We start from the raw sequence: 24,681 nt of genomic DNA on the forward strand, positions 1-24,681 counted from the left end.
TGTTTTGTGTCGCATGGCGAACGTCAATCAATACGACCGGTCGCACGCGACGTAAAACATGCAGTGCAGGACACGACCCCTGACCGGCCCCCGGCAACCGGCCCGCGGCAGAAAACGCGGCCCGCAGCGGGCACCACCAAGCCCGTCCGGCGATTGAGGACGCAGTAAGCCGCACCCGACACCGGGCGCACGGGCAAAATCAAGCCCGTCCGGCGATTGAGGACATCAGTAAGCCGCGCCCACCACATGGGCGCAGACGCCCGTCCGGCGCGAGGACATGCAAAGAGCCGCCCCGCCACCGCGCCGTCCTCCGCGCGATCGGCGCACTCCAAGGAACGCGTCGTGCCTCGCGCGCCGAGAGTTCACGCCCTCCGGCGGCAAAGGAATTGACGGACCATCAGAGATAACTCTCCGTGACCGCCGAACCGGCGGAACGCCGGCGTTCGTCGCCGGTACCCAGCCCGGCAGGGCGTCCGCGGATCCCGACCGTCCCCTCCGGCCCGGAAGGTGCCACGTGATCACGCCGCCCCAGTCCCGTACCCCCCTAGAACCCGAACGCATTCCCGCCGCCGTCGAAACGCTCCTCCACGAGTTCCTCGACGCGCAGATCGACAACGCCGCCGACCTCCCCGAACTGGACCTGTTCGCGCAGACGTTGCGAGACATGATCGCCGCCGGAGGCAAACGCATCCGGCCCGTCCTGTGCGTCGTCGGCTGGCAGGCGGTGAGCCACTGGCAGCCCCCTCCGAGGTCTGGGCGGGTGGCGGCCCCGCGCCCTCGCCGTACCGGCGGAACGAACGCTCTGCCTCCCCGGCCAGGAGACCACTCAGGACCGCGATGATCCTTCTCGCGCGGCGGCCGCTCCCCGTGGACAACTCCCCAAGCTCGACCCCAGCACCACACCCGGACCGTGGAGAGGTCCGGCACGGACCCGATCCGTGTACGACAGACCCGATCCGTGTACGACAGGCCGTCGACAGGCACCCGCACGAGGTGCAACCTCTCCCCCGCCGGTGACGATCACCCCTTTCCGGCGGGGCGCACGGCGTCACACAGGGCGTGCGCGAAGGCGCGGGGGGGAGTGGCTGCCGGAGGCGCGGTGTCGCGGTGTCGCGGTGTCGCGGTGGGAAGGTGGAACAGGTCGCGGTGGGGAGGTGGAGCAAGAGGGTGAGCGCAACGGACACCACCGGGACACCCGGAATGCCCGGACACCGCCACCGCGTTGAAGTGGCATGCCCGACCACACCACCGCCCCGCTCCGGTACACCGCCTTCTCCGCCGACCCCGCCGGAGGCAACCCCGCCGGCGTCGTCCTCGACGCCACCCGTCTCACCGACAGCGACATGCTCGCCCTCGCGAAAGACCTCGGCCACAGCGAGACCGCGTTCCTGACCGCCCCGCCCGAAGGCCTCGGCGAGGCCGGACGCGCCTACACCGTCCGGTACTTCAGCCCCCGCGCGGAAGTGCCGTTCTGCGGCCACGCCACCATCGCCACCGCCGTGGCCCTCGCCGACCGCGTCGGCCCCGGGGACCTCGTGTTCGCGACCCGGGCCGGCACCGTGCCGGTCACGGTCGCCCGCACCCCGGACGGGACGCTGCGCGCCACCCTGACCAGCGTCGAACCGTACGTCACGGACGTGGCCGACGCCGACGTCACGGAGGCCCTCGCCGCGCTCGACTGGCCGGCGGCCGACCTCGACCCCGCCCTGCCGCCCCGTATCGCCTTCGCCGGCGCCCGCCACCTCGTGCTCGCCGCCGCGACCCGTGCCCGTCTCGCGAATCTGGCGTACGACTTCGACCGCCTCGAAGCGTTCATGCGGCGCCTTGACCTAACGACCGTTCAGCTGGTCTGGCGCGAGTCGGCGGACGTGTTCCACGTGAGGGACCCGTTCCCCGTCGGCGGCGTCGTCGAGGACCCGGCGACCGGCGCGGCGGCGGCCGCGTTCGGCGCGTACGCCCGGGAGTTGGGCCTCGTACCGGACGCGGCGACCCTCACCCTGCACCAGGGCGCCGACATGGGCCGGCCCGGCGTGCTGACGGTGGAGCTGCGGGCGGGGGACGCGCGCGTACGGGTGGGCGGCACGGGCGCCCGCATCCCCGACGAAACCGGAGCCGACGACGGGAACGGGGGCGGAGGCGGGGACGCGCGGTAGCCCTACGCCGCCAGCAGCCGCGCGATCTCCGTCAACTGCCCCTCCTTCAGCGGGCCGTACGCCAGCGCCCCCGCGTTCTCCTCCGCCTGGGCCACCGACCGGAAGCCCGGAATCGGTACGGTGCGCGGGCTGCGCGCCCAGAGCCAGGCGAGCGCGCCCTGCGCGAGCGTGCGGCCCTCGCTGGTGAGGATCTCCCGTACGGCCTCCACCCGTGCCGACCACTCCGGCACCGGCACCCCGCCCGCGCCGAACCACTGGAGCCACGCCGGCGGCACCGCGCGGACGTCACCGGCGTCACCGCGGCCGCCGGTGCGGTACTTCTCGGTGAGCAGCCCCATCGCGAGGGGGCTGCGGTTGACGCTCGCGAGGCCGCGCTCCTCGCAGAGGGCGAGCATCGCGGGCGCGTCCAGGAGGACGTTGCACGCGTGCTGCACGGCCGCGCAGTGCTCCCCGTCCGCGAAGAGCGCGGCGCGCCCGGGATCGTCGGTGCTCCACGCGTACGCGCGGATCAGCCCTTCCCGTACGAACTCCTCGCAGGCGTCCCGCAGTTCGGCTGCCTCCGCCAACGGGACGTCGGACAGGTGCAGTTGGAACAGGTCGACGTGGTCCGTGCCGAGCCGCCGCAGCGAGGCGGTCAAGGCCTGGCGCGCGAAGACGGGTGAAGTGTCCGTGCCGGTCAGAGACTTGGTGGACTCGTCGAAGACGTTGCCCCACTTGGTCGCGATCACGACCTCGTCGCGCCGGCCCCGCAGCGCCCGGCCGAGGACACGTTCGCTGTGCCCGGCGCCGTACACGTCCGCGGTGTCGAAGAAGGTGATGCCGAGGTCGAGCGCCCGGTGGACCGCGGCGACGGACTCGTCGTCGTCCACCGCGCCCCAGCCGAGCGGATCGCCCCGGCCGTCCTGCCACTCCCCGCCGATGGCCCAGCAGCCGAAACCGAGTGCGCTGACGGTGATGCCGCCGCGCCCGAGTGGCCTGGTCCGTATCGCTGTCGCTTCCATGAGGGGGAGCGTACGAGTGTGAGCGCGGGCGAAGTCCAGTGCGTGGCGTGTACGGGGCGAGGCCCGGGTCGCCCGGCTGCCCACACGCACCGGGCCGAGGGCCGTCCGTTCGCGGCAGAAGCCTCGGCGGGGGTCTCGGCGGGCGTCTCGGCGCGCGCGTACCCGCCCCCCGCCGTCGCGGGTCAGGCCGCCTCGACCGCCGCCTTGATCCGCTGGGCGAAGGCCGGCGCGTCCTTGCGGGCGGCGCTCAGCGCGACACCGACGAGGAGCTTGCCGATGCCGTGGCCCTCCAGCACGTTGTAGATCCGCACCCGCGTCCTGCCGCCGTCGATGGACTCCAGGTCGTAGCCGCCCTCGGTGGCCGTGACGGTGTTCTTGGAGGTCTCCGTCCAGCGGATCCGGGTCGGCGCCACCAGCTCACTGATGCGGAATTCCCGCTTCGTCGTCATCCCTGCGTCCTTGACCGTGCTGAGGAAGACCGTGTCGACCCCGGTGGCGCCCTCCGGGGACTTCACGATCTGCTGCACCCGGGGGCTGAACTTCGGGTCGTTCGTACCGTCGGCAAGGAACGCGAAGACCTCCTCGATGGGGCGGTCGATCTCCGTGGTCGCCTCGAACTGTCCAGCCATGATCACTCCTAGTTCGCTCAAGCAACGTGGGGCGGAAAAGACCCCTGGCCCGGCGTGAACGGCAGCCCGCGGGAGCGGGCCGGTGCCGTACCCCCCATTCTCGCGGGTCCACACCCTCCCCCACCACCCGAAACGGCCGACACGCCGTCCGGGCCCCTTCCCGCAAGGGATCTCGGAGCCCGTACGGTACGGCCCGGCTGGGTGAACCGGGCCCCGTGCTTCCGTTTCTCGCTTCCGTCCCTTGCTCGCGCCCCTGCTTCCGTTCCCTGCTTCCGTCCCTTGCGTCCGCCTTTTAGCTTCCGTCCCGCCTTCCGCCCTCTACGGCAGGGTCTTCTTCGCCGCGACCGGGGAGTCCTCCCGGTAGAAGATGTCGATGTCGACCTCTTCGCCCCCGACGATCATCGTGTCCCAGGCCCCGCTCTCCAGCAGGGTCCGCAGCGTCGCGCTCTTCATCGTGCGCAGATGATCGCGCAGGACCGTGTCGTCGGGCATGCCGGGAATGCGCGGCGCCAAGCGGTCGCGGATCGCCCGCAGTTGGTCCATCAGCGCCTCGATGTCGGCCTCCTTGTCCAGGCCGTCCGCCGCTTCCGCGCTCTCCGCCGCCGCGATGCTCTGCGCGATCTTGTCCTTGATCGCGGAGGTGACCCCGTCCTCGTCGGTGGTCACCATCGCCTTCCAGGCACGGCTCTTGTGCCGGTACTGGAGCATCGACATCGCCGCTTCGTGGCGTACGAAGTCGGCGTCGCGGAAGGGCCTCCCCTTCCAGCTGTTCTTGAGCGAACGCGCCAGCGAAATGGCCGACGCCAGACCGCTGTTGAGCCCCCGCCCCGGCCAGAAGTGGATCGCGTTGGCCGCGTCGCCGAGGAGGAATCCGTACGTTCCCGGGGTGGTCGACGTCGCCGAGTACAGGTGGGCGGTGAAGCGCGGCCGCTGCACCATGTCCAGCCGGAACGCGGTGACGGCGCTGAGGTTCCCCTCGGAGATGCCGAAGAACGCCAGCCCCTCCGTCACCCGCTTCCACAGCGCCGAGCCCCTGACCAGCGCGGGCAGGAACAGCGTGCCGTGGGTGGAGCAGTGGAAGTCGCCGTCCTCGTCGCGTCCCATCACGCAGGGGCGCGAGGCGATGCAGTCCTCGAAGACGTGCCGGACGGGGTCGATGCCGACCACTTCCTTCGCCTCCGCGTCGGTGAGGCGCATGTTCAGGAAGCCCTCGCCGCGCAGGGCGTTCAGCAGGAAGCGGTTCTGGGCGACGGTCAGCAGGACGGTCATGGGGTCGGTCAGGTCGGACTTCACCCGCAGGCCCAGCACGACGTCCTGGACGTGGTGGCCGTCCAGCGAGTAGATCGAGGTGTCCGCGTTGCCGAACTTGGACGTGAAATGCTCACGCGTCCGGGACCGGCCGCCCTCGCAGATGGCGAGCACATGGTCCTTGACCAGGGTGTCGCGCTGCTCGGTCGGATCGAATTTCGACGGTACGAGGGTGATGCGCCCGGATTTCTCGTTCGCTATTTCGAGCAGTTTGTCCTCGACGTGCGCGATCCGGATGTTCCGGGGGTTGAATCCGCGAATCGTGTCCGGACCCGCGGGCCACATCTCGGAATACGCCTCGGGGGTGAAAAGGCGCGCCTGGATCTCTTCCGGGAGATTCAGGTACTGGCGGCTCTGGACCGTGACGACCTGCTGCCGCCGTACGTTCCCCTGGCCCTGGTTCTTCCAGACGATCCGCTCGTCCTCCTGGACCCAGCGGCCGTCGTACACCGTGATGGCCACCTGGGGCCCGAGGAAGTGTTCCAGCAGCAGGGCGAGGCTCAGCCCGACCGGTCCGCCGCCCGCGATCGTGACCTTGAGGACGGGGCCCGGTTCGACGGCCGGCGTGGAGGCGATGAGCGACTCGATCAGGGAGAGATCCATGATCGTCTCCATCGCGTCGGCGACCTCGAAACAGAACGTCTCGTCGCCGATCTTGATCAGGTCGCCGGGCCGCAGCACGTGGGAGGTCACGCGCTTCCCGTTGACCAGGGTGCCGTTGCTGCTCCCCCGGTCGTGCAGGACGTAGCCGTCGGCCTCGCGGATCACTTCAGCGTGGAAGCGGGAGGCGCTGCCACCCGTGATGACCACGCTGTTGTCGCCCTTGCGCCCGAAGGTGATCGGCTGTTCGCCGACCGGAAAGCGTCGTCCGGCGAGAGCACCCTCGCGCCCCACTATTTCGGGTGGCACAGGTGACTCCTTCCATGGTTCGTAGAGTACGTAGGGTTCGAAGGGGGTCGAAGGGTTCGTGAAGAGGGATGGTGGACTGCCGGGCTCGGTGCGACGAACCGCTGAGATCGGGGGCGCCCGCCGCCACCGAGCCGCCGGGCGGGGCGTCACGTACCGGTCCTGTGAGGTCCCCCCGCATGATCCATTTCCCCTTCGGAGCCGAATCGCCCCTGTTCAGCGCATGCGCGGGGGCCTCCGGCCAGTCGGCAGCATAGCCCGCGGCCCGGCCGGTCCTGAGGGCTTGTCAGCGCCCGCGCGTGGCGGCCCGCCGGGACCGCCGGACCGGTCCGGCCCGTGCGGGGTCGTACCGCCTACCGGACACACGAGATCCGCGCCCAACGCGTTCACCCGTCACTTCCCCCGCCTCCGCCTCACCGCTCACGGCCCAACCCCGCGCCGGGGAGGGCCCGCTGAGGGGCAATCGCACACAGGTCATTATTCCCCCAGGAGGGCGTGAATCGCTCCGTCCGTACGGAGGGGAGGAGGGGGTCGTACGGGGGGACGGGAGGGGGCGTACGGAGGGGAGGAGGGGGCCGGAGTCACAGGCCGCAATGGTATAACTCCTCAGACAAGCGGAGGAGCTGTCCATGCCGTCACCCATCCGCCGCCACCCCCTGGCGGCCCAGGTCGCCGACGTGCTGCTGGAGCGTCTCCGGGCCGGCGAGTGGCCGCTCGGGCACCGGCTGCCCGGCGAGACGACCCTCGCGGCGCAGCTCGGCGTCGGGCGCTCGACCCTGCGCGAGGCGGTCCGTGAGCTGTCCGGCAAGGGGGTCCTCGACTCCCGTCAGGGCGCCGGGGTGTACGTCACCGCGCTCGACGTGCCCGAGGACCGCGAGGCCGTCCTGCGGCACGCGTCGATCGTGTCGGTGATCGAGGCCAGGATCGCGATCGAGGCCGAGGCCGCCGGCCTCGCCGCCGCGCGTCGCACCCCGGCCGACCTGCGCGTGATGCGACGGGCGCTGCGGGAGCGCCGTACGGACGGCCAGAGCCTCGACGCCCATGTCGACGCCGACATGGCCTTCCACCGCACGGTGGTGCTGGCGGCCCACAACGACGTCCTGACCGGCCTCTTCGACGGGTTCGTCCCGCGTGTGCGCACCGCGATGACCGACATGCTCAGGCTGCGGCCTCTCGTCTCCGAGGAGGCCGATCACGCGCTGCACGAGGCGCTGGTACGGGCCGTCGCGGACCGCGATCCACGGGCGGCGGCGGAGTCGAGCCGCTCGCATCTGACTACTCTGAAGGAGGCGTTCGCGTGACGGAGGCGGCGGAGGCGGCGGCGAGGGCCGGGCATCTCCCGGTGGTGGAGCTGGACGACGTGACGTTCCGGCGTGAGGGCAAGGAGATCCTGCACGGCATCAGCTTCGCCGTGCGCGAGGGCGAGCACTGGGCCCTCCTCGGCCCGAACGGTGCCGGGAAGAGCACCGTGCTCGGCTTCTGCGGCGCGGTCACGCACCCGACGTCGGGGACGGTCCGCGTCCTGGGCGGCCGGCTGGGCCGGGTCGAGCTGCAAGCGCTCCGCCGTACGATCGGCCATGTGAACCCGCGCCACCCGCTGCGGTCCCCGCTGACCGTCCGCGAGGTGGTCCTGACGGGTCTCACGGGCTCGATCGAGAGCCCGCCGAGGTGGCGGCCCGCGCCCGGCGACCTCGCCGCGGCCGACTCCCTGATCGGCACCCTGGGCCTGGCGGGGAAGACGGACGAGAGGTGGCCCACGCTGTCGCAGGGGGAACGCGGCCGGGTCCTGATCGCCCGCGCGCTCGTGTGCGACCCGCGCCTGCTGCTCCTGGACGAACCGTCGACGGGCCTGGACGTGGCGGCCCGCGAGCAGCTCCTCGAAACGATCGACCTGCTCGACCGCACCCATCCCACCCTCGCGTCGATCCTGGTCACCCACCACCTCGAAGAGCTGCCGACCTCCACCACCCACGCCCTCCTCATCGACGACGGCCGGGTGGTCGCCTCCGGCGCGGTGGAGTCGGTCGTGACGACGGAGAACGTCTCGGCGGCCTTCCACCACCCCATCGACGTGCGGCACGAGGACGGCAGATGGTCCGCGAGGGCGGTCAGGTGGGGCGGATCGGTCCCCGGGGGGCGATCCGGGCCAGGTCGGCGACCAGCTCGCTGAAGCGCGCCTCGCCCAGGGCCTCCCGCCACGGCGCGACGGCCTCGCGGGCGGCCTGATCGGCGGCGCGGGTGGCGGCCCAGCCGGTCTCGGTCAGCTCCAGGAGGCGGGCGCGGGCGTCGTGGGGGTGGGGGCGCCGGACCACGTACCCCTTGCGGACCAGTTCCTCGACGGACTGGGCGGCGGCCTGCTTGGTCACCCCGAGGTGCTCGGCGAGATCGGCGGTGGTGGCGCCGCCCCGCGAAATGCGAACGAAGGCGAAGCCGTGCGCGGGCCGCAGATCCTCGAATCCCTGCTGGGTCACGCGCGCGTGGATCTCCCGTACCAGCTGACCGGAGAGTCCCAGTACGAGCGCGGAGAAGGCCAGGGGGCCGGGGTCGTCCATGGGCTTGACTATAACTCGTCAAGCGGCTTGTCTATATGGACAAGTTACTTGCCCATGAGGAGGAACACCCGCATGCCTTTCATCCGCGGCGACGAGGCCGTCGTGCACGAGATCCACGGCACCCGGTTCGTTTCGTACGTCCGTCCTGGCACGGGCAGTCACGACCTCGCCGCGTGGCGCGGCGAGGTCCCGGCGGGGACGGTGGCGCCGGCCCATGTGATCAGCGAGGAGGAGACGTTCTACGTCCTGTCGGGCCGCCTCCGCCTCACGATCGACGCCGAAACGGCCGAACTCGACGCGGGGGACGCGGCGGTGGCTCCGGCGGGCTCCGAGGTGGCGGTCGCCAACACCACGGACGAACCCACGCACATGTGGGTCACGACACGCACGGGCCTCACGGCCCGCCTGACGGACGGCAGCACGATCACACCGCCGTGGGCCCACTGACGGAGAACGCAGACCGGCAGGGGACGGTTCATCCCACCGGTCAGACGCTCGCGAGAAGCCCGTCGAGCGGGGCGGGTACGCGGTCGAGGTCCAGGGCGTCGACGAGGACGCGGCCGTACTGGATCTTGCGCCCCTTCTTCGTACCGAGGAAGCGCCGCAACTGCTGCTGTGCGGTACGGCCCTGCTGGGCGGGCTGGCGCAGGAAGGTCTGGAGGGCCCGCAGGTCGCCCTCGACCTCGACCAGTTCGGCCACCCGATCCGCCCCCAGGGCCCGGATCAACTCATCTTCCAGATCGGCCGCACAAACGAAGATCCCCTCCGGAGCCGCACCGGCCCGCTCCAACCCCCGGGCGTAGAACGAGACTTCCGCCTCGTCACACAACCCCACAAGCCGCAACCCAAGCCCGGGCGGCCCAAGGAGCCGCGCGAACCGCCCCACACTCATGGCACCCCCCATGGCCAGCACACAAACACCTTCGCCGCCCAGATCCCTCCCACGCCGCGCGGCCAGCGCACTCACCGCGGCGTCATCACTGGGCCCCTCCACCAGCACAACCCCCCGAACCCCCACGGCCCCCACCAACTCCCGCGCCAGCTCCCCGGAACCCCCCGCATCCCAAGCAAGAACCGCGTCCCGAAACACCCCCATGTCAGCCACACCCCGAGTCTCCGCTCTTGCGGCCCATCGCGGTAGGCAATTTCCACCGACATGCCCCGGGACAGGAAGGCATCACAGCACTGCAGCGTGGTTGGCGACCAAGTATTCAAAGTGACCCGCTCGGATTTTCCGCCGGACCGGCCGCCTCCGTTGAGAACTGGATTCAGACGGCCCGCGATGGCTTCAAGGATCCGGCCGGGGCACCGCCTTAGGGGGAGGTGAGTGCGTCCGCAGGTGGCACGCGATCTTAGACCAGGCCCGACGGAGTCGGGGTGCAACCCTGGGGTACGCGAAGGCTGGCACCGCCACGCCTTAGCAGCTCGGAAGTTGCCACGGTTCCGAGGTTGCCCGGGTCCTGCAACCGGGTGTTGGCACACTGTGCTCGTGGCAATCCCGGCGTTTGGGCGCACGCCTCATGCGCGCCGCCGTATCGTCGTCCTTGCGATGTCGGTCCGTCCGACGCGTGTAACTCCGTTCGTCGGCATACATGTTCGTGGCTAGCGCCACGCCCATCGATGCATCGGAGGAGATCATGAGCGACGGAACGTCTCGCGAAAGGAGAAAGGGGCCAGCCAAGGTCTTGATCGCCTTCGTTTCAGCGCTGGCCACTCGGATTCTTGCCGACTGGTTCAACGACTGGAGGAAGCGTCACGACCTGTAACTGACCCCTCATCACCAAATATTGGCCGCCTAGGCAGCCAGTCAGACGGGTCTACCGAACCCGTCCTAGCGGGGCCGCGCCGTGGCGGGCGCGGCCCTGCTTTCTCCTGCACACCACGCAACACCCACCTGACATTCAATGTTGAAAGGTCAAGTTTTATGTGTCGCTACACGCACACTGTAGCGGCGCTCCCCGCGCCAGCGGGGATGGTCCGTAAAACCTGTCACCTTTCATGTGCCAGGTTTCCCTCCGCGAGCGCCAGAAGATCATCGAGCTCGGCTGCTCCCGCACACGCGAGGTGCCCTCTGATCCGGTTGGTGGGCCCACGCTTCCGTAACTGCTCTCCGCATCTGCGGAGATAGTCATGACTGACCGCCCGTCGGGCCGACGGATGTTCCCAGCGCCCGAGCTGTTGCACCAGAGTGGGCTCGGTGATCTTTCCCCCCGGACCAGCATGACAGCGACAGTCTCCTTGAGAACCGTCAGCGGGATGGCCTTCATGGCAATGCCCTGCCGTCGCGACTTCGATCCTGCCTGCTCCGGCTCCGCCAGCTCCCGGGCAGGCGCCTGCGTCGCTACTTCCGCACCGGCCACCAGCTCGTCCACGTCGTCGGCCAGCTCCTCGTACGAGTTCTTCACTCCGTGGGCCCTCGCCGCCAGGGGCCCGCCCCTCCTGGTCGAAGGCGTCTGCCGGCTCGGCTGCCAGCTCTCCGAGTGGGCGGATGGACATGGAAGCGGTCGCCTCGCCCGCTGGCGTCCGCCGCCATGCGCAGCATGTGTGCCACGACGAGCGGCGGCAGGGCGGAGACGAGCGCTACCAGGACAGCCGAGGTGTGCATGTAGCTCTGCTCCATCAGGTGCGCCACGACCTGTGCTGACAGTGCCAGCCCAAGGGCGGCGCCGGCCCCAGGGCAGTGCAAGCATCGAGGCAGCGCGGCCAGTCTGTGCCGACCTGGCGACGGTCATCGCTGAAGGCATCTTCTTCCTCATCGGCGTGAGGCGCTGTCGGTGCCTTTTCGGCATTGGCCGCAGATTCAGGAAGGAGGTTCTTGCCTCGGTTCTTTTCCCTCCGGGGAAGATCACCGACGCTCCGCCGCCTCGGTGCATCGACCGCCGGGATGCGATCCATCAGCAGGTCAGAGACGTGCGTCTGCGTTCCCCAGAGTCCGGTCTCTGCGTCCTGGCCGCGCTCGCGGCGCAAGTAGCGCGTCTTCTCCAGAGCGGCGAACGCCTTGGCCACGGTCCACCCCTTCCCCCAACCTGGTCGGTCACGGTGTCGATGGGGGCGGGGTGCCATCCGGAAGCGACAGGAGAGCGAGGAGCAGTCTATGCACTCGCATCACGCTCGGCGCAGATGCCCCTCTCGGCCGATGACCCCGGCCAGGTGTTCGCGCACCGTCAGCCGGGGTCGTTTGCTTGATTGCCACTCACCGTTACGCAGGAGTGTGACAGATCGTAAAAGTTAAGCTTCCAGAGACGACTCGACGCACCGTAAGAGTGTGGCTCCACTTACAGCTGCCCGTACTCCAGGAACGCCGGTGGATTCCGTATACACGAGCAGAGGGTTGAGCTCCTGCGGTTTGAGAACTCCGCCAGTAAGCCCCCTCCAGGGAACTATTCCTGATGCCCTTCACAGATCCTCAAAGCCTCTTACCCGCAAACCAGGAGGCTTTGTGTCCAGGCGAGTTACGATCGCGGGCAGCTCCTACGGGCGAGTTGGCCCCAACTGAGTCTCCGCGTACCGCGACGTGACGGCCACCAGTGCACAGCCGCGGATCAGCACGGCGTGCAGTGTGCCGAGCCTGCTACCGAGGTGGACGTCCTGGCCTGCCCTAGTCGCGCAGAGTGCCGGGCCCCTCGGGCCCGTAGAGCCGCGCCGGCCCCGGAAGCATTTCCTTCGGGGCCTGGCTCTTCAGCGAAGGCGCTGGGTGAGATGCCCGGCCCCGTGCCCCACAGGGAGTCAGACCTCGCCCGCCCGCGAGAGCGCAAGGCCAACGCCGCCCAGCCCGTCACCAAGGGCACCATGCGCGAGGTCAAGGTACCGAACAGTGAGGGATGTGGCACCCCATCGCAAAGCGACTGTGGGATTCCCTCAAGGCCTCCGGCCGGTCCGACTTCTACCAGAAATCGGACCGGGCCTTCGCCTATTCGCTCTGTGCAAACCTGAGCTACTACAAGATGTCCGGAAAGCGGAGCGGTCAGATGCTTCAGATCATCTACTCGGCCTTCGAGCGGACTGCTCGTCGCCGAGGGCGACCGGCGCCGCGTTGCAGATCAAACTGCATGAACCCGTGCCCAAGGGGCAGTGAACGGCTGTCGTCGCCATCGCCGACTACAAGCATGAACTGAGGCTCGCCCAGTAGGTGCGCCCCGCCCAGCTCCATCCAGGGCCTGCGAGGACTCCATTTCGCAGCCCAGCACCGTTGCACCCAGCGGATGTCACCACGTACGGAGCGCACCAGCTCAGAGACCGAAGACGCTCTTGTCGTAGCGAGACTTGCACTTCGTGCACTGCAACTTGTTGGCACTCGTCCACTGGACTGTGTTCGTGCCGCACACCGGGCACTTGTGTCCCTTGGGCATCGACGTTCTCCCCCATCTCCATGCCAGCGCGCAACCTGGCGTCACGCATTAGCTCGGAGAGTAACTCCTGAGCTGCGAACGCGGGATGGAAATCAGCTAATGATTAATCAGCGCCGGTAGAATCGCGCGGTTGCAAGGGAGGCGAGTCCCAGTCCCAGCCCTCACAGCAGAACAGGTAGACGCTCTCGTACCGTCCTTCCTCGGACCAGCCTGGATGAGGGAACCTAGCGGTTCCTGGAAGCCCCCGGAGCACACGCTCGGCTGGCAAAATTGCCGGTTGGTGCGCGGAGTTCCTCCGCGCCGAGGACGCCTTGGCGCTTCACGCGCGAGCAGCTCCGCTTCATCTCTCACTGGTACACCGTTGACGAGTCCGGCCGGTTCACACGCCGGGAGGGCTTCTGTCAGGGGCTCAAGTGCTGGAGTTGCCCCGGCAAGAACCCTCTCCTCGCCGTCATCAGCCTCTTGGAGTTCGCCAGCTCCTCCCGCTTCTTCCACTGGGACGGCGGGCCGCCGTTCGGGGCCCGCACCCCCAGGTCCGAGGGTGCAGATCGCGGCCGTCAGGCGCGACCAGAGCCGCAACACCATGACCTTGATGCCGAGCCTGATGAGCGACAAGGTCTCCGAAACGTACGGCATCAAGGCCGGGGCCGAGCTGATCCGCGCCAACGGCGGCCGACAGCGCCTCAAAACGGTCACCAGCTCTTTCCGTGCCCTTGAGGGCGGCCGGGTCACCTTCACCGTGCTGAACGAGACGCACCACTGCACCAGCAACAACGGCGACCGCGTGGTACGAGACGATCGACGGCAACGCGCCGAAGAAGTACTTGTGGTATCTGGCGATCACGTAACGCGTACGACTCGATCGAGGTTCATCCGACAACTCTGCCGATGCCAGGAGCAATTCGAATCGTTCTGCCGAAGATCCACGGTGACGCGGTACCTGGCTCAGAACGTCGGCGACTCGGAGGCCGAATCGGCCCTGCGCACCGCAACGCTGGGCGAGCGGCGGTTTGCGCATCGTGGTTGAACAGACGATTCCGAGCGAGGCGGCCTACGTCTTCGCCAGCTCCGGCTTCATCTTCCTGTCAGGTGCCCCGTCCGTTCCGCAGTCCGTTGTACTTGCAGGATCGTCCTGTCGTGAACACCTACAATGGCTTCCCGTCCGTGACCGACATTCTCGTCGGCTGGGACGAGGCACACGAGAAGGAAGTCATCAGCTCACAGGAGCACTTCGTGCGAGGCATCGAGCTCCAGCTCGACGGTGCATCGAACTACCCGGCCGCGGCCTCTGAGCTTGCGAAGATCACCGGCGTATCCGATGCCAAGGTGTGGACCCCCGGTGGCTACAAGCCCGAAGGCGGACCCCACCAACGCCCAAAGCAATGGGATCAGCCCATATGACCGACCGCACCTAGTCACTGATCGATAGATCGCTCTTTAGTGCTGGTGTTGAATCCTCTTGGGACAGGCGGACCCCGAAACGCTTCGCTCACCGACACACGATCGCCACACAGCAGCCAGAAGTACCCAGAAAAGGTCACAAAGAGTGAGCAGGGAAACGATGCGTAGCGATCAACGAAAGCGCCCCTGACCTGGTGTTTTACCTGGTCAGGAGCACTTCTCCGTTACCCGACAGAGCGAGCCGGGCTATACGCCGGGTTCTGTCGCCCGGTTGCCTCGCGGCGGCCGGGGAGACGGCCATCCATCTAGGGCCGGCGTTGCCGCCGGCCTCGTGCGGTCTACCCGCGGACATCGGGCGGGCAGCCCTCTAGCGTCCGCGCAGGGTCTCGTTCTACGGAGGCCCCTCTTGACCTTGCTCCGGGTGGGGTTTACCTAGCTGCCCAGGTCACCCTGGGCACTGGTGGTCTCTTACACCACCGTTTCACCCTTACCGGGGGCCGAAGCTCCCGGCGGTTTGTTTTCTGTGGCACTGTCCCGCGGGTCACCCCGGGTGGCCGTTAGCCACCACCCTGCCCTGTGGAGCCCGGACGTTCCTCGGCAAGATCGGAGATCTTGACGCGGCCGTCCGCCCGGCTCGTCTGCCGTGTTGACCATGTTACCCGCCGTGCGGACACGTCCTCGCCGGGCGGATGCGTCGCGTCGGTACGGGTCTGGCGGGGCGCGCACGCCTGAGGACTGCGGGGCGGTGCGGCGCCGCGCCGCCCCCCGGACGTCGCCTACCCTGGCGCGCGGGGTACTCCCCCTCCCGTACGTCCCGAAGGAGAACCGCCGTGCTCGTGCTGCTCCCGCCGTCCGAAGGGAAGGCCGCCGCCGGGCGCGGTGCGCCGCTCAAGGCGGAGTCCCTGTCGCTGCCGGGGCTCGCCGGGGCCAGGGCCGCCGTGCTGGACGAGCTGGTGGAGCTGTGCGCGGCCGACGAGGACAAGGCGCGTGACGTGCTCGGCCTCACCGAGGGGCTGCGCGGCGAGATCGCGAAGAACGTCGTCCTGCGGACCGCCGGCGCGCGTCCGGCCGGGGAGCTGTACACCGGCGTGCTGTACGACGCCCTCGGCCTCGCCACCCTCGACACCGCCGCGAAGCGCCGCGCCGGGAAGTCGCTGCTGGTCTTCTCCGGGCTGTGGGGTGCCGTACGGATCGGCGACCGGATCCCCCCGTACCGCTGCGCGATGGGGGTCAGGCTGCCGGGCCTCGGCGCGCTCGGCCCGTACTGGCGGACGCCTATGCGCTCCGTCCTGCCCGAGGCGGCGGGCGACGGGATGGTGCTGGACCTGCGTTCGTCCGCGTACGCGGCGGCGTGGAAGCCGGAGGGCGCGCTCGCCGGGCGTACGGCGACGGTACGGGTGCTGCACGCGCAGACCGACGCGGCGACCGGGGTCGAGAAGAGGTCCGTGGTCAGCCACTTCAACAAGGCGACGAAGGGGCGGCTGGTCCGGGACCTGCTGACGGCCGGAGCCCGGCCCAGGACGCCCGCGAAGCTCGTGGAGACGCTGCGGGACCTGGGGTACGTGGTGGAGGCGACGGCTCCGGCGGGGGCGGGGCGGACGTGGGCGCTGGATGTGGTGGTCAGGGAGATCCACTGAATCCCGTGAGGGGTGACTCCCGCTGAGGGGAGGGTCTGCGGGGGTCTGATCGCGTGCGTTGCGTGGTGCGCAACGGGCATTGCGTGGGGTGCGTACGAGGGGCAGGATGACGCCATGACCTCCCTGCTCGACCTCGCCCCCGTCATCCCCGTGGTGGTCCTCCACGACGCCGCCGACGCCGTCCCGCTCGCCCGTGCGCTGGTCGCGGGCGGGCTGCCCGCGATCGAGGTGACGCTCAGGACACCGGCCGCGCTGGACGCGATCCGCGCGACAGCCGCGGAGGTGCCGGACGCGGTGATCGGGGCGGGCACGGTCCTCAACCCCGCCGGGGTGGCCGGAGCTGTGGCGGCGGGCGCGCGCTTCCTGGTGAGCCCCGGGTGGACGCCGACGCTGCTGGACGCGACGCGGGAGTTCGGTGTGCCGTTCCTGCCGGGGGTGTCGACGGCGTCGGAGGTGGTGGCGCTGCTGGAGTACGGGGTGACGGAGATGAAGTTCTTCCCGGCGGAGGCGGCGGGCGGCACGGCGTACCTCAAGTCCCTGAGCAGCCCGCTTCCGCAGGTCCGGTTCTGCCCGACGGGTGGCATCACGGCGGAGTCGGCGCCGGAGTATCTGGCGCTGCCGAACGTGGGGTGTGTCGGGGGGACGTGGATGGTTCCGCCGGACGCGCTGGCGGCGAAGGACTGGGGGCGGGTGGAGGGGTTGGCGCGGGAGGCCTCTACGTTGCGGTTGACGCGGCGCGTCTGAGTTGTGTGGTCCGGGTGCGGTCGGGTGGCCGGGCGGTCGGTGCGGGCTACTGATGTCCTCAATCGCCGGACGGGCTTGAAGTGCCCCCGGAGCGGCGGGGATTGGCGTCCTACTCGCCGGGATCGGCGAAGTGCAGTACGGCGAAGTCATCCAGGGCGCGGTAACCCAGGCGTTCGTACAGGGCGTTGCTCGTCGGGTTTGCCGTGTCCGTGAAGAGCAGGACCTCCCGTGCGCCCGCCTCGCGGGCCGCCGCGCTGACGGCGGCCGTCGCCGCCGCCGCGTATCCGTGGCCCCGGTGTGCCGGCGGGGTGTAGACGGGGCCGACCCGGACCTGGCCCGCCACGAGGGGGGCGGTCGACGCCAGGGACACCGGTTCGCCGCCGGCCTCCCAGAACAACAGGCGGCCGTCCGCGACGCGTTGGGCCGTCGCCGCCGAGTGGTCCGTCCCGGTGGGCTCCCCGATCTCGGCCGCGAACGCGTTCACCCACTCCACCGCGAGCGGGATGTCGTCGTCCGTGGCGTACCGCGCCCGGCCCTCGGGCGCGGGGCTGGGCGGCGTCAACTCCCCCAGCCGGAACAGCCGGAGGCCGGTCGCACCCGCCGCGGGGTCGGCCGCCCACTCCTCGGCGAACGCCCGCGCCGCGTCCGTACCGCCCTGGACACCGGAAACCGGGCCGCCGGTCGCACGCAACACGCGGGCCAGCGCCGACGCGGCGCCGGGGTTCATGGGTCCGAGGACCGGCGGACGCGGGGGTGTCCGCACGAACGCGCCCGTCACCTCCGCCCCCGCCCGCTCCCGCCACCACCCGAACCGGGCGGGTACGGTGCCCGCCGCGGCGGCCGTCGAGCCGTTCCGCAGCAACTCGCTCACCGTCAGCAACACGGTGTTACGCGCCGCGTCCCGCGCCAGATACGCGCCCGCCTCGCGCCGGAACGCCTCGACGTCGTCCGTCAGTTCCCAGGTCATCACCTCATGGTGGTACGCCCCCGGCCGCCCCGGCATCCGGTTTTCACTCCGGCCGGCAGCGGCAGCGGGCCCGAGATGTTCGTCAACTCCTAGATGGCGAAGCCTCCGTCGACGCTGATCGTGGTTCCGGTGATGTAGCGGGCGTCGGCGCCGGTCAGGTAGGTGACGGTGGCGGCGATGTCGTCCGGCTCCGCGTAGTGCCCCAGTGCGGTCAGCCCGCGGATCATGCCGGCGTTGGGTCCGTCGGCGGGGTTGGCGTCCGTATCGGTCGGCCCCGGGTGAACGAGGTTGACGGTGATGCCTCGCGGCCCCAGATCGCGCGCCAGGCCCTTGGTCATGCCGATGAGCGCGGTCTTGCTCGTCGCGTACAGGCTGAACCCGGGAAACACCGTCCGCTCGGCCACGTTGCTGCCGATACTGACGATGCGTCCCCCGTCGCCCATGTGCCGCGCCGCGGCCCGCGAGGCCACGTACGGCGCCCGCACGTTCACCGCCATGGTCCGGTCGAACTCCGACGGCCCGAGATCGTCCGCGGGCCCGACCAGGAACACGCCCGCGTTGTTGACGAGTACATCGAGGCCACCGAACGTCGCCGCTGCCTCGTCCACGGCTCCTATCACCGCGGCGACGTCGGCACTGTCGGCCAGGATCGCGAGGCCCCGACGGCCCTCCGCCTCGATCCGACCGACCACCTTGGCCGCGCTCTCCGCGTCCCGCTCATAGGTCAGCACTACATCGGCGCCCTCCCGCGCCAGCCGCAACGCGACCGCCGCGCCGATGCCACGGCTGCCGCCGGTGACCAGGGCTACTTTTCCTCTGCTCTTGTCCATGGCTCCAGCGTGATCGCCGGAAGGCAACCTGTCTGGCGGTAAACCGTCATGACGTTCGATCACCTGCCGTCCCGCTCCCGACGGGCCGCCCTCAGCGCAGGTGCGAGGTGTCGTTCAGGAGTCTCAACGACGCGTTGCCGTCCGCGTAGTACGCCACCACCGACACCGACGCCGCCGAGAGTTCCATCCGGAACAGCGACTCGGGCGGGGCGCCGAGGGCCAGGCGTACCAGTTCCTTCACCGGTGTCACGTGCGTGACGACCAGGACCGTGCGGCCCGCGTACCGGGTGAGCAGGCGGTCGCGGGCGGCCGCGACCCGGCGGCCCACCGTCGCGAAGCTCTCGCCGCCGCCCGTGGGGGCGACCTTCGGTGAGCTGAGCCAGGCGGCGAGGTCGTCGGGGTACCGCTCCCGTACCTCCGCGAACGACATCCCCTCCCACGCCCCGAAGTCCGTCTCGCGCAGGTCGTCCTCGATCACGACGTCCAGGCCCAGCCTGTCCGCCGCCGCCTGCGCGGTCTCGCGGCAGCGCAGCAGGGGCGAGGAGACGATGTCCTGGACCGTGCCGCGTGCGGCGAACGCCGCGGCCGCGGCCTCCGCCTGCCGGCGGCCGGCCGGCGACAGCTCCGGGTCCGTGCCCCCGCTCCCGGAGAAACGCTTGCTCGGCGTGAGCGCCGTCTCGCCGTGGCGGAGGAGGACGAAGGTGGCGGGCGGCCCCAGGTCCGCGGACCCGCCCCATCCCGTCGATGTGTCGTCCTGCTCCGACGGGGTGGACTCCGCGGACCCGTCGGACTCGTCGACGTCCACCGGCGCCGTTACGCCCGGCGCCGTCACGCCCGGGTCCGTCACGCCCGGGTCCGTCACGCCCGGCGCCGTCACGCCCGGACCCGTCCCCAGTCCCGCCGCCGACCGCGCCGCCCCCGCGTCCAGCGCCGCCGTGGACGCCGACGCGTCCCACTGCCTGCCCTGCCTGCCCGCGTCCATCGCCTCGTTCGCCAGCCGGTCCGCGTGTTGGTTCCGCTCGCGGGGGATCCACTCGTACGTCACCCGGTCCGCCGGCAGGATCCGCGCCGCCTCCGCCGCCAGCGGCCTCATGTCCGGGTGCTTGATCTTCCAGCGGCCCGTCATCTGCTCGACGACCAGCTTGGAGTCCATCCGGACATGCACCCGGGCCTCCGGGTCGAGCGCCTTCGCCGCCGTGAGCCCGGCGATCAGACCCTTGTACTCGGCGACGTTGTTCGTCGCGACGCCGACGTACGCGGCCGCCTCCGCCAGCGCCTCGCCGGTCCGGGGGTCGAGGACGACCGCACCGTACCCGGCGGGCCCCGGGTTGCCCCGGGAGCCGCCGTCCGCCTCCACGTAGAAGGTGGGCGTGACCGACGGGCCCGTTCCCGCCGTGGGCACTGTCATCGTCTACAGGCCCGAATCAGCGGTACGGACCAGGATCCGGCGGCAGTTCTCGCAGCGCCACACCGCGTCGCGCGGGGCCGCCTTCACCTCGTTGACCTCGGTGATGTTGAGCTCCAGCTGGCAGCCCTCGCAGCGCCGCCGGTAGAGGCGGGCCGCGCCCACCCCGCCCTGCTGGGTGCGCAGCTTCTCGTACAGCTTGAGGAGGTCGGCGGGGAGCGTCCCGGCGATGACCTCGCGCTCCTTGGTGACCGTCGCAGCCTCGGCGTCCAGGCCCTCCGTGGCCGCGTCGCGGCGCACGATCGCGTCGTCGGTCTTCGCCTGGACGGAGGAGACACGTTCCGTCAGCTCGGCGACCCGCTCCTGCGCGGACTCGCGGCGCTCCATCACTTCGAGGACGACGTCCTCCAGGTCTCCCTGCCGCTTGGCGAGCGAGACGATCTCGCGCTGGAGGCTCTCCAGGTCCTTGGACGAGCTGACCGTGCCGGAGTCGAGGCGCTGCTGGTCGCGTACGGCGCGCTGGCGCACCTGGTCGACGTCCTGCTCGGCCTTGGTCTGCTCGCGGGCGGTGTCGCTCTCCTCGGTCTGGGAGGCGACGAGCAGGTCCTTCAGCTGCGCGAGGTCCTTGGTGAGCGACTCGATCTCGGCGTGCTCGGGCAGCGAGGCACGCTTGTGGTCGAGCTGCGACAGCCGCAGGTCGAGGGCCTGGACGTCGAGGAGGCGGATCTGGTCGGCGGGGTCGGCGTTCAGTTGGGGGCTCCTGAGGAGAGGTGGGCGGACCAGGGGTCGGTGACCGTCGTCGAGACGTGGACCCGCAGGTCCCAGCCGTGGCGGTCGGAGATCTCGTCGAGCTGGGCGGCGGCCTGCTCGCACCAGGGCCATTCGGTGGCCCAGTGGGCGGCGTCGACCAGTCCCAGCGGTGAGTGGTGGGTGGCCTCGGAGACCGGGTGGTGGCGCAGGTCGGCGGTGAGGAAGACGTCCACGCCCGCGGCTCTGACCTGGTCGAAGAGGCTGTCGCCCGAGCCGCCGCTGACGGCGACGGTACGGACGAGGGCGTCCGGGTCGCCGGCGATCCTGATGCCCTGCGCGGTGGCGGGCAGCCGGTGGGCGACGCGCGCGGCGAAGTCGCGCAGGGTGGCGGGCCGGTCGAGTTCGCAGACACGGCCGAGGCCCCGGCGGCCCGCCGGGTCGGTCGGGTCCGGTACGAGGGGTCGTACGATCCGCAGGTCCAGCGCGCCCGCGAGGGCGTCGGAGACACCGGGGTCGGCGCTGTCGGCGTTGGTGTGCGCGACGTGCAGGGCGATGTCGTGCCGGATGAGGGTGTGCACGACCCGGCCCTTGAAGGTGGACGCCGCGACCGTCGTCGTACCGCGCAGGTAGAGCGGGTGGTGCGTGACGATCAGCTCGGCGCCGAGCCGCACGGCCTCTTCCACGATGTCCTGGACGGGGTCGACCGCGAACAGGACCCGGGTCACGGACGCGTCGGGATCACCGCAGACCGTGCCGACGGCATCCCACTGCTCGGCACGCTCGGGGGGCCAGAGGGCGTCGAGCGAGGCGAGGACTTCGGACAGTCGGGGCACGGGGAAAGGCTACCTGCCCGCCGTGCCCCGCCGACCATGCCGTGGGAGGGCCCACCGGTCACGCTGTGGGGCGCCCCGCGGAGTCGTACCGCACGAGTCGTACCGAGCGAGCCGCCCGGGGAGCCGTACCGTACGAGTCGTACCGCGGAGTCAGCCTGCGGAGCCGTACCGCGGAGTCGCCCTGCGGAGCCGTACCGCGGAGTCGCCCGCGCTCACTTCGCGAGGTAGCCCCGCAGGTCGTCCAGGACCAGGTCCGCCGCCGTGACGCCGAGGCCCAGGTACCACGTCTCGTCGTCCACGTTCTCGACGTGCCCGCTCTTGACCGCGGCGAGGTTCTTCCACAGCGGGCTGGAGGTGGCCGCCGCCTCGTCGGTCTTCGACGGGTCGCCGAAGGTGGCCCAGAAGATCCAGTCGGCGTCGGCGTCGTCGATCTTCTCGGGGCTGATCTCCACCGCGAGGTCCTGGATCTGCTGGTTCTTGGGCCTGGGCAGCCCGGCGTCCTTGAGGATCGTGCCGATGAACGAGCTCTCCGCGTACAGCCGCAGCTGTCCCGGGCGGAAGCGGACCATCGAGATGGTGGGCCTGTCGGTGCCGAGGGCCGTGTCGAGCGCCGCGACCCGCTTCTGATAATCGGCGAGCTTGGCCTGGGCCTCCGCCAGTCTGTCGAGTGCCTTGGCGTTGAGGAGGTAGTTCTCCTTCCAGGTGAAGCCGGGGCGGATGGAGAAGACCGTGGGGGCGATCTTGGCCAGTTCGTTGTACTTGTCGGCCGCGCGCAGCTGGCTGCCCAGGATGAGATCGGGCTTGAGGGCCGCGATGGCCTCCAGGTTGAGGCCGCTGATCGTGCCGACGCTCTTGGGGTCGCCCGCCTGCTTCGCGAGGTACGCGGGCACCTTGTCGCCGGGCTGGGTGGCCGCCCAGCCGACCGGCTTGACGCCGAGTGAGACAACGTTGTCGAATTCGCCCACGTCCAGCACGACCACCCGCTGGGGGCGCGCCTCGATCACGGTCTTGCCCATGGCGTGGGTGATCGTGCGCGGGAACTCGCCCGGCTTCGCGTCCGTCCCGAAGGCCGCGGTCTTCTTCGCCGCGCCGGCGAAGTCCTCGCCGCCGGTGGCGACGGCGGCCTTCCCGGCGGCGTCGGCCTTGGCCCCGCCTCCGGCGCCGGAGCCGGAGCCGGAGCCGTTGCCCGAGGACGTGTCGGAGGAACTGCCGCCGCACGCCGCGAGGGTGAGGGCGGCGGCGAGGGCGACCACGGCGGCCGCGCCACGGCGTCGCACGGACAGTCGTACGGACATCTGTGTGCTCCAGGGGGAGAGAAAACGATTCACTAAGGCGAGCCTTACCTTATCCACGGCGACCGCGGACAGCACAACCACCCCCTCGATCTCAGGCGAATCGCCCCATCGCCACCCTTATGTATGAAGAGGCTGTTCTCGCGTTGTTCGGCAGGAAGTGCGATGACTAGCTTCGTCGCCGGAGGTGACCAACCGATGACGGTCTGTGCCATCGAGAAGGCGACGGAGGACGGAGCGGTACGGCGCAACCCGTTCGCGATCACGGCGGACGGCACCTACGCCGCCCGGCTGGCGCTCGCGCGGGGCGGCGCCGACGCGTGGTTCGCGGAGCGCTGGACGCTGGACGGGCACGAGCCCTACGCCGTCCCGCTCCCCCTCGACCAGCCGGAGGAGCCGGACACGGACGTGGTCCCGCTGGCCGACGGCCGGGTGCTCGTACGGCGGCGGGTGGCGGACCGGCACGACTTCTCGCTGCTGTACCCGACGGGCCCCGGAACGGGTCAACTGCCCCTGGGCTCCCTCGCGTACGGCGAGGGTCAGGACGCCGGGGAGCTGACGGTCCTGCCGCCGTCGCCGGACGGCCGCCGTGTCCACGCCCTGCGGGCGGGGGTCCGTACGACCACGGTCTGGCAGGTGGCGGGCGGCACATCCGGCCCCGAGCGGGTCGCGGAGGTGGCGGGCCACTGCTCGGGGGGCGTCTGGCTGGACCGTACGGGACGGTTCCTCGCCCTCGACCGGGAGCGGGACGGCGTGGTGAAGGCCGTGGCCGTCGACCTCGAACGGGGCGGTGAGGTCACGGAGTTGCTCCGGATCACGGAGGAGAGCAACGACCGGCTGGTGCTGGCGGACCCCGACAGCGGGCTGCTGCTGATCCGGTCGGACGCGGCGGGACACGACCGGCTGGGCTGGGGGGTGTGGGGCAGCGAGCGGCCGGTGCGCTTCCCCGACTGCCTGCGGCTGGCGGACTGCGCGGTGACGCCGTTCGCCGTACAGCCGGGGCAGGTGCTGATGCCCGAGAGCTGCGCGGTGGCGCTGCGGATCGACGGGGCGGCGGGCAGTTGGCTGGGCGTGTGGCGCCCGGCGGGCCGCCGGCTGCACCAACGGGCCGCCCCTGAGGGGTGGTTGGCGGGGGCCGGGGTGTGGACCCCGGACGGCGGGCTGCGGCTGCCGTACGCGACGGCGGCGGTGCCGTGCGGGGTGGCGCGGCTGACGGCGCCGGCGGACGTGCCCCGGGCGCCCGGGTCGGGGCCGCGGCCGGGGTCGGCGTCCGGGTCGGGTCCGTGGTCGGGTCCGGGGACGGGGCCGCGGTCAGGGCAGCTGTCGGGTCCGCCGTCGGCGCCGGTCACAGAACCGGCACAAGCGGAACGCTCCGACGGGGAACCATCCGGCGCCTCCGGCACTCCTGTGATGTGCAGGCCGGTGCCGTTGCAACAGGCACCGCTCACCGGCCGCGGGGCACCTGGCTGAGTCCGGTCCTGAGGGCGGGCCTAGACTTTCGCCGGGGCTACGCAGCCGTATCGACCGCACACGGTCGGTGACCGTGGTGTGCGCGCGTGGTGGGGAAAGTGACCGCGTGGTGTGGACAGTGACCACGACTCCGCCGGGGGCGGTGCGGGGGCGGCCGGTCCCTGCGCGTACCAGCGGAACGACCTGACCAGCAGCGATCACGACGGGGTGACTTCCCACATGTCTGAAGCCCGAACCGACACGACCCAGGGACGGCCGGTCCCGCACGGAGCGGACGACCACCGGGGCGACGACGGCGGCATCGGAAAACACCGAGGGGGCGCGGCTCCGGCGGAGGACTCGGCGTCTCCGGCGTACGGGCGGCACCGCCGCCCGGAGGAGAACAGCAGGGCGGCCTGAACGGGCGTCCCGGCAGGGGCCGTCGCACACCGGCAGCGGTGAGCGGCGGCCCCTT

At 70.7% G+C, this 24,681-nt stretch carries 24 protein-coding genes and 1 other RNA gene; 10 read left to right on the forward strand and 15 right to left on the reverse strand.

Features of this window, described 5'->3' with window-relative positions; all coding sequences use genetic code 11:
- Window positions 1-544: 544 nt before the first annotated feature.
- Window positions 545-733: a hypothetical protein gene (locus ACIODU_RS22575; RefSeq protein WP_401769647.1), complete on the reverse strand. Its 189-nt coding sequence runs from the start codon at window positions 731-733 to the stop codon at window positions 545-547.
- A gap of 499 nt (window positions 734-1,232) precedes the next feature.
- On the opposite strand from ACIODU_RS22575, the gene ACIODU_RS22580 reads away from it, so the two are divergent.
- Window positions 1,233-2,153: a PhzF family phenazine biosynthesis protein gene (locus ACIODU_RS22580; protein WP_401769648.1), complete on the forward strand. Its 921-nt coding sequence runs from the start codon at window positions 1,233-1,235 to the stop codon at window positions 2,151-2,153.
- Between the two features lie 2 nt (window positions 2,154-2,155).
- Here ACIODU_RS22580 and ACIODU_RS22585 read toward each other — a convergent pair whose 3' ends face one another.
- From ACIODU_RS22585 to ACIODU_RS22595, 3 genes are all read right to left on the reverse strand, one after another.
- Window positions 2,156-3,154, reverse strand: a complete 999-nt coding sequence (locus tag ACIODU_RS22585) for an aldo/keto reductase (protein ID WP_401769649.1) — start codon at window positions 3,152-3,154, stop codon at window positions 2,156-2,158.
- A gap of 182 nt (window positions 3,155-3,336) precedes the next feature.
- On the reverse strand, window positions 3,337-3,783 hold the full coding sequence (locus ACIODU_RS22590; protein WP_356422711.1) for an SRPBCC family protein: 447 nt from the start codon (window positions 3,781-3,783) through the stop codon (window positions 3,337-3,339).
- 318 nt (window positions 3,784-4,101) lie between these two features.
- A complete protein-coding gene (locus ACIODU_RS22595; RefSeq protein ID WP_401769650.1) occupies window positions 4,102-6,000 on the reverse strand; it encodes an FHA domain-containing protein in 1,899 nt (632 codons plus the stop codon).
- Window positions 6,001-6,626: 626 nt separating this feature from the next.
- Here ACIODU_RS22595 and ACIODU_RS22600 point away from each other — a divergent pair.
- Window positions 6,627-7,298, forward strand: a complete 672-nt coding sequence (locus ACIODU_RS22600; RefSeq protein WP_401769651.1) for a FadR/GntR family transcriptional regulator — start codon at window positions 6,627-6,629, stop codon at window positions 7,296-7,298.
- A complete protein-coding gene (locus tag ACIODU_RS22605; RefSeq protein ID WP_401769652.1) occupies window positions 7,295-8,167 on the forward strand; it encodes an ABC transporter ATP-binding protein in 873 nt (290 codons plus the stop codon). Before ACIODU_RS22600 ends, ACIODU_RS22605 begins: the two co-directional genes overlap by 4 nt.
- On the opposite strand, the gene ACIODU_RS22610 is transcribed toward ACIODU_RS22605, so the two are convergent.
- Window positions 8,106-8,549, reverse strand: a complete 444-nt coding sequence (locus tag ACIODU_RS22610) for a MarR family winged helix-turn-helix transcriptional regulator (RefSeq protein ID WP_401769653.1) — start codon at window positions 8,547-8,549, stop codon at window positions 8,106-8,108. The two genes, ACIODU_RS22605 and ACIODU_RS22610, sit on opposite strands and share 62 nt — an antisense overlap.
- 72 nt (window positions 8,550-8,621) lie before the next feature.
- Here ACIODU_RS22610 and ACIODU_RS22615 point away from each other — a divergent pair, with 72 nt between their 5' ends.
- Entirely contained in the window at window positions 8,622-8,996 is a 375-nt protein-coding gene (locus ACIODU_RS22615) for a cupin domain-containing protein (RefSeq protein ID WP_356422698.1), read from the forward strand.
- A 40-nt stretch (window positions 8,997-9,036) separates the two neighbouring features.
- On the opposite strand, the gene ACIODU_RS22620 is transcribed toward ACIODU_RS22615, so the two are convergent.
- The 3 genes from ACIODU_RS22620 to ACIODU_RS22630 all read right to left on the reverse strand — a co-directional run bounded on the left by ACIODU_RS22620 (window position 9,037) and on the right by ACIODU_RS22630 (window position 12,898).
- Window positions 9,037-9,654 carry a TOPRIM nucleotidyl transferase/hydrolase domain-containing protein gene (locus ACIODU_RS22620; protein WP_401769654.1) on the reverse strand — a complete coding sequence of 206 codons (618 nt, stop codon included), beginning with the start codon at window positions 9,652-9,654 and terminating at the stop codon, window positions 9,037-9,039.
- Window positions 9,655-11,168: 1,514 nt separating this feature from the next.
- Window positions 11,169-11,555 carry a hypothetical protein gene (locus tag ACIODU_RS22625; protein WP_401769655.1) on the reverse strand — a complete coding sequence of 129 codons (387 nt, stop codon included), beginning with the start codon at window positions 11,553-11,555 and terminating at the stop codon, window positions 11,169-11,171.
- Between the two features lie 1,223 nt (window positions 11,556-12,778).
- Window positions 12,779-12,898: a Kazal-type serine protease inhibitor domain-containing protein gene (locus tag ACIODU_RS22630; protein WP_401769656.1), complete on the reverse strand. Its 120-nt coding sequence runs from the start codon at window positions 12,896-12,898 to the stop codon at window positions 12,779-12,781.
- 541 nt (window positions 12,899-13,439) lie between these two features.
- Between ACIODU_RS22630 and ACIODU_RS22635 the strand changes: the two genes are divergently transcribed.
- Together ACIODU_RS22635 and ACIODU_RS22640 are read left to right on the forward strand one after the other, a co-directional pair.
- Window positions 13,440-13,925 (forward strand): hypothetical protein, encoded by a 486-nt coding sequence (locus ACIODU_RS22635; RefSeq protein ID WP_401769657.1) that lies wholly within the window; start codon window positions 13,440-13,442, stop codon window positions 13,923-13,925.
- 110 nt (window positions 13,926-14,035) lie between these two features.
- Window positions 14,036-14,299 (forward strand): hypothetical protein, encoded by a 264-nt coding sequence (locus ACIODU_RS22640; RefSeq protein ID WP_401769658.1) that lies wholly within the window; start codon window positions 14,036-14,038, stop codon window positions 14,297-14,299.
- Window positions 14,300-14,532: 233 nt separating this feature from the next.
- Here the strand turns inward: ACIODU_RS22640 and rnpB are convergent.
- Window positions 14,533-14,936: RNase P RNA component class A (gene rnpB, locus ACIODU_RS22645), an RNA gene on the reverse strand.
- 193 nt (window positions 14,937-15,129) lie between these two features.
- Here rnpB and yaaA point away from each other — a divergent pair.
- Together yaaA and eda are read left to right on the forward strand one after the other, a co-directional pair.
- On the forward strand, window positions 15,130-15,936 hold the full coding sequence (gene yaaA / locus ACIODU_RS22650; RefSeq protein ID WP_401769659.1) for a peroxide stress protein YaaA: 807 nt from the start codon (window positions 15,130-15,132) through the stop codon (window positions 15,934-15,936).
- Between the two features lie 114 nt (window positions 15,937-16,050).
- Window positions 16,051-16,680, forward strand: a complete 630-nt coding sequence (eda, locus tag ACIODU_RS22655; RefSeq protein WP_356422686.1) for a bifunctional 4-hydroxy-2-oxoglutarate aldolase/2-dehydro-3-deoxy-phosphogluconate aldolase — start codon at window positions 16,051-16,053, stop codon at window positions 16,678-16,680.
- Window positions 16,681-16,789: 109 nt separating this feature from the next.
- Here eda and ACIODU_RS22660 read toward each other — a convergent pair whose 3' ends face one another.
- From ACIODU_RS22660 to ACIODU_RS22685, 6 genes are all read right to left on the reverse strand, one after another.
- Window positions 16,790-17,647, reverse strand: a complete 858-nt coding sequence (locus ACIODU_RS22660) for a GNAT family N-acetyltransferase (protein ID WP_401769660.1) — start codon at window positions 17,645-17,647, stop codon at window positions 16,790-16,792.
- 89 nt (window positions 17,648-17,736) lie between these two features.
- Window positions 17,737-18,477 (reverse strand): SDR family NAD(P)-dependent oxidoreductase, encoded by a 741-nt coding sequence (locus tag ACIODU_RS22665; protein WP_401769661.1) that lies wholly within the window; start codon window positions 18,475-18,477, stop codon window positions 17,737-17,739.
- 91 nt (window positions 18,478-18,568) lie between these two features.
- A complete protein-coding gene (locus tag ACIODU_RS22670; RefSeq protein ID WP_401769662.1) occupies window positions 18,569-19,885 on the reverse strand; it encodes a bifunctional RNase H/acid phosphatase in 1,317 nt (438 codons plus the stop codon).
- Window positions 19,886-19,888: 3 nt separating this feature from the next.
- Window positions 19,889-20,632, reverse strand: coding sequence for a C4-type zinc ribbon domain-containing protein (locus ACIODU_RS22675; protein ID WP_356422771.1), 744 nt, complete (start codon window positions 20,630-20,632; stop codon window positions 19,889-19,891).
- Window positions 20,629-21,465 (reverse strand): Nif3-like dinuclear metal center hexameric protein, encoded by an 837-nt coding sequence (locus tag ACIODU_RS22680; RefSeq protein ID WP_356422674.1) that lies wholly within the window; start codon window positions 21,463-21,465, stop codon window positions 20,629-20,631. Before ACIODU_RS22680 ends, ACIODU_RS22675 begins: the two co-directional genes overlap by 4 nt.
- A 212-nt stretch (window positions 21,466-21,677) precedes the next feature.
- Entirely contained in the window at window positions 21,678-22,748 is a 1,071-nt protein-coding gene (locus ACIODU_RS22685) for an ABC transporter substrate-binding protein (RefSeq protein ID WP_401769760.1), read from the reverse strand.
- A 207-nt stretch (window positions 22,749-22,955) separates the two neighbouring features.
- Here ACIODU_RS22685 and ACIODU_RS22690 point away from each other — a divergent pair, with 207 nt between their 5' ends.
- Window positions 22,956-24,227 (forward strand): hypothetical protein, encoded by a 1,272-nt coding sequence (locus ACIODU_RS22690; RefSeq protein ID WP_401769761.1) that lies wholly within the window; start codon window positions 22,956-22,958, stop codon window positions 24,225-24,227.
- A gap of 219 nt (window positions 24,228-24,446) precedes the next feature.
- On the forward strand, window positions 24,447-24,626 hold the full coding sequence (locus ACIODU_RS22695; protein WP_356422671.1) for a hypothetical protein: 180 nt from the start codon (window positions 24,447-24,449) through the stop codon (window positions 24,624-24,626).
- Window positions 24,627-24,681 lie beyond the last annotated feature (55 nt).

The sequence above is a fragment of the Streptomyces sp. NPDC088261 genome (genome assembly GCF_044740805.1).
Lineage (GTDB): Bacteria > Actinomycetota > Actinomycetes > Streptomycetales > Streptomycetaceae > Streptomyces.

Bases quoted from the DNA above. Each gene is read 5' to 3' on its own strand.
- ACIODU_RS22590 (WP_356422711.1), bottom strand. From the start codon at position 3,783: ATGGCTGGACAGTTCGAGGCGACCACGGAGATCGACCGCCCCATCGAG.
- ACIODU_RS22615 (WP_356422698.1), top strand. From the start codon at position 8,622: ATGCCTTTCATCCGCGGCGACGAGGCCGTCGTGCACGAGATCCACGGC.
- ACIODU_RS22600 (WP_401769651.1), top strand. From the start codon at position 6,627: ATGCCGTCACCCATCCGCCGCCACCCCCTGGCGGCCCAGGTCGCCGAC.
- ACIODU_RS22690 (WP_401769761.1), top strand. From the start codon at position 22,956: ATGACGGTCTGTGCCATCGAGAAGGCGACGGAGGACGGAGCGGTACGG.
- ACIODU_RS22580 (WP_401769648.1), top strand. From the start codon at position 1,233: ATGCCCGACCACACCACCGCCCCGCTCCGGTACACCGCCTTCTCCGCC.
- ACIODU_RS22610 (WP_401769653.1), bottom strand. From the start codon at position 8,549: ATGGACGACCCCGGCCCCCTGGCCTTCTCCGCGCTCGTACTGGGACTC.
- eda (WP_356422686.1), top strand. From the start codon at position 16,051: ATGACCTCCCTGCTCGACCTCGCCCCCGTCATCCCCGTGGTGGTCCTC.
- ACIODU_RS22695 (WP_356422671.1), top strand. From the start codon at position 24,447: ATGTCTGAAGCCCGAACCGACACGACCCAGGGACGGCCGGTCCCGCAC.
- ACIODU_RS22670 (WP_401769662.1), bottom strand. From the start codon at position 19,885: ATGACAGTGCCCACGGCGGGAACGGGCCCGTCGGTCACGCCCACCTTC.
- ACIODU_RS22665 (WP_401769661.1), bottom strand. From the start codon at position 18,477: ATGGACAAGAGCAGAGGAAAAGTAGCCCTGGTCACCGGCGGCAGCCGT.
- ACIODU_RS22660 (WP_401769660.1), bottom strand. From the start codon at position 17,647: ATGACCTGGGAACTGACGGACGACGTCGAGGCGTTCCGGCGCGAGGCG.
- ACIODU_RS22630 (WP_401769656.1), bottom strand. From the start codon at position 12,898: ATGCCCAAGGGACACAAGTGCCCGGTGTGCGGCACGAACACAGTCCAG.
- ACIODU_RS22585 (WP_401769649.1), bottom strand. From the start codon at position 3,154: ATGGAAGCGACAGCGATACGGACCAGGCCACTCGGGCGCGGCGGCATC.